Source organism: Brevundimonas sp. GN22, assembly GCF_054824005.1.
Map to the genome: position 1 here is coordinate 1 of NZ_JSYD01000047.1, position 3,273 is coordinate 3,273.

5 protein-coding genes are annotated in these 3,273 nt (G+C 49.0%); 3 read left to right on the forward strand and 2 right to left on the reverse strand.

Translation table 11 applies throughout. The annotated features are described in order from the left end of the window. The first annotated feature begins 167 nt into the window (after nucleotides 1-167). The gene (locus OB03_RS07385; protein ID WP_461343694.1) at nucleotides 168-974 is read left to right on the forward strand and encodes a hypothetical protein; all 807 of its coding nucleotides are present in this window, start codon (nucleotides 168-170) and stop codon (nucleotides 972-974) included. 309 nt (nucleotides 975-1,283) lie between these two features. Here the strand turns inward: OB03_RS07385 and OB03_RS07390 are convergent, their stop codons facing one another. Then, nucleotides 1,284-1,583 (reverse strand): DNA-binding protein, encoded by a 300-nt coding sequence (locus OB03_RS07390; protein WP_461343695.1) that lies wholly within the window; start codon nucleotides 1,581-1,583, stop codon nucleotides 1,284-1,286. A 65-nt stretch (nucleotides 1,584-1,648) separates the two neighbouring features. After that, complete coding sequence (locus OB03_RS07395; RefSeq protein WP_461343696.1) at nucleotides 1,649-1,885, reverse strand: helix-turn-helix domain-containing protein; 237 nt, start codon at nucleotides 1,883-1,885, stop codon at nucleotides 1,649-1,651. Between the two features lie 213 nt (nucleotides 1,886-2,098). Between OB03_RS07395 and OB03_RS07400 the strand changes: the two genes are divergently transcribed. Both OB03_RS07400 and OB03_RS07405 read left to right on the forward strand, forming a co-directional pair. Further along, a complete protein-coding gene (locus OB03_RS07400; RefSeq protein ID WP_297799018.1) occupies nucleotides 2,099-2,446 on the forward strand; it encodes a hypothetical protein in 348 nt (115 codons plus the stop codon). Nucleotides 2,447-2,555: 109 nt separating this feature from the next. Continuing rightward, on the forward strand, nucleotides 2,556-2,993 hold the full coding sequence (locus OB03_RS07405; protein ID WP_461343697.1) for a hypothetical protein: 438 nt from the start codon (nucleotides 2,556-2,558) through the stop codon (nucleotides 2,991-2,993). The last annotated feature ends 280 nt before the right edge of the window (nucleotides 2,994-3,273 follow it).

Here is a 3,273-nt window from a genome sequence, read left to right on the forward strand (position 1 = left end):
GGCTAGGGTCCGTCGTGGGTTCCTAGTGGGCGTGTCTTTGAGCCTACGCTAGCCATCACACCTCTGGTAGAAACTCACCCCTTCAACGTGGGCGACGTCTACAGATTGAAGCCCCCACCACCCTCGTCTAACATAGGTATTTATCTCTCTTCTCGCTGAGTAGCCACATGTTGAAACCTAACAAGCCCCAACGCATAGCCTTGGCGGTTGCCTCTGCGATCATAGGATTAGGCACAGCCTCTCTAGTCTATAATAACGGATTTGAAGGCTTCACGTGGATAGTTGGTGTTTTGGTTAGCGTCACATTGCTGATGATTAGTTTGATCAGTTTGGATGACAACAAACAAATCCTTGTCAATTACAACCCATCAACAATAGAGAATAACGGAACATCTAAAGAGAGAGCATGGGTTATAATTGCAAAAAATAGCGCTGAAGGTATTCCAAAAGAATATTCCGTGATGTCAAAGCTATTTGGAAAGCCCAATGCAGATTGGAAAATATTGAATAGAAATATTATCAATAATGGCAACAAAACTATTGAGAATTTTATTCTATCAACAAAAACAGGTCGCAAAGAAATTTATTTCGACATAACTTCTTTTATTAGAAGTAATAAATCATTTTCTGATGGAATACCTCTACCTAGAAATGATCCCGCCTTTAATAGGGTAGTATCCATCACATTTATCCCAAATGATGCATTTGATTTACATCAATTTATCAATCATATTAAAGATAGTAAAAAGGCAAAAGAATTTTTTGAACCTAAAGATATAGAAGATTTAGACAACGCGTTTTCTAATAGATTTAGAAGAGAAGATAAAAATGAAATAACAGTAAAGTTACATCAATTCACAGCCATAAAACTTGGCGTATGCTTAGAAATGATGAGAAAAGATACCAAAGATCTACACGTACAAAACTGGGCCGACAATTGCACCGGCGCCATCAAGCACGCTCTTAGGTCGTAAACACATAATTAGGGCCTACTTATGCGGTCGCATTGATAACTTATATCGATAACCCATTTCAGCCCCCTACAACTACGGGGTGATTTCACTTCAACAGACTGGTAAGGCCCTCACTACGCAGGCTCGGTAACCCGCCTTTGGCCACCCACTACGGGGTTTCTATCACTGCACAGAACTCCCATTACTGGCCCTACCGACATCTTCGAGGTGCCTCTAACACTCCACTGTCGCTGACCGCGTTAGATGACAGCAATGTAGGCCCGTTCTTTCCCTATCACTTGGCCAATGACGGCGTATAAACTTCCAGATTTAAACGTCATCATTTCCGACAGGACCGCCCTCGTTCTCCATACGGCGTATGGATCGAACTTCCTGTCTGGTAAACTTAAGACGCACACCGATGCCCCCATCAGCTTCGGTCAAGAACACTGCACCACCTTCTTCCAGCGTGGACTGGATGCGTTCACAGGCTTCCTCGCCGGGATCAACATTCTCACGCTCAAAGGCCGCTAGCGCTTCCAACTCTACAGCGGCTTTACGCGCCACATGTTCACGCGGCCACTGCACCAGCGCACGAGCTGCGCGTGCTTGATATCCAGTAAGTTTCATTGGGTGCCCCTCATAGCTAAACAGTATGCCGCCATTCAGACATACGGAGCCTTGGGAAGCTACTGCTATATATCAATAAAGCTCTGAAGCAGCTTTGATGGATCATGTCCCAATGCCTCTGCTATCTGGCAGAACTCGATGACATCGATCCGACGCTCTCCCCGTTCCACCTTTGAAACGTAGCTTTGTGGCTTACCCAGACGTGTAGCCAGCTCAACTTGCGTAAGGCCAGCCTCTTTACGAGTGGCAGCAAGGAAGCTGATGAACGCCTGATGCCGGTCCGTGAATATCGATGACGGCAAAGAGCGCCCCTCCGAGGTGAGGCTCTTTCGCTAAATCCTCAATCGGGATATCCCAGATTGGGTTATTCGTGGTTGGGGGGAGGCAGCTGTCGCTCGGCGTATGAACGCACCAATCAAGATCACAGCCTGAGTAAAGCCGAGCGCAAAACTCGGCATCTTATATGATGTGCAAATCCTGGCGCATCTCACTCAATATCAATGAGAAAACACCAGATGAATACCAACACCAAACGCATGGTGCTTGCCGCCATTGCAGCCTTCTACGTCGTGGTCGGTGGCCTGTGGGCGTCCAACTTCATTCCGCTAAAGCACTTCGATGCTCAGATGGCACGTAAAGAAAAGCTCATAGACAAGATGGGTTTCTCAGCAGCCTATGACTCCGAGGAATACCAGAAAACAGAAGCCTACCTGCTCAACAACGTCCTGAGCTATGAGGGCAAAGTACTGAAGGCCCGTCGCTTTGGCTCCATTATCCTGTGGGGCACGATTGCCTTGGCTGCCGGTGGCGGCGTCCTGTTCATGACCCGTGGCCGCAAGACCGCCCAAGCAGGTGCCCAATGATCTCACCCTATTTCCTGCCTACCGAATTAGCACCTCTTTCAAATGAGAGAATTGCGTTCTGTACGGGTGACATTAAAGCTAAAAAATCTACATGCACGAGGGGTGTAATTTGAAAACGGTATTGTATGCGGCTCTGGCCGTCAGTGTTTTAGCGCTTAGCGGTTGTGCTGCAGGTCCGGCACGTACACCCGGCACCTATGTTAGCCAAAGCGAACCTGTCTATCTGATCACCGAAGCTCAAGCCGATCAGATCTTGGTGGATGCCATGAACGTAGAGTTCGGAAGCGATCCTATTGTGCGCGTTGAACACCCGAACAAGGGCTATCAAGCCACCATCAAGTTCCTGTTCGACAGCCACCAGATCGTTGCCACCATGGTGCCTTCACGGGGCCGTGCTGGCGATGGCTCTGTGCAAGACGGCTACTACTTCAACGTCAGCCACAGCGGGACCATGCCTCTATCGGGCATATCTCGTTCCAAGCGCATGAGAGAAAGGCTTTCAGAGGCGGCTACGGCCATCTCTCCGAGCGTTCCGTCAGCACAGTAACCACCACATAAGAAGTGCCCGACAGGAAAGTCACGGGGTCGTCTTGGGGGGCGCTTCGTGACGCCCTGTCGGGGCACATTAGATCAGTACGTTGACCTAACGTCATCATAGAACCACGACTTAAGCTTTACGGCGAGTCATAAATAACGGCGATATACCCTAAGTCGAACACCACCACGCCCCCCCCCTTTTACCCCTTTTGGGACGGGAGTTGCGTGACCCCGCTTCGGCTTAGGCACTGATCACTGCACCAAACCCAACTGACCCCCGTGGCCATCCG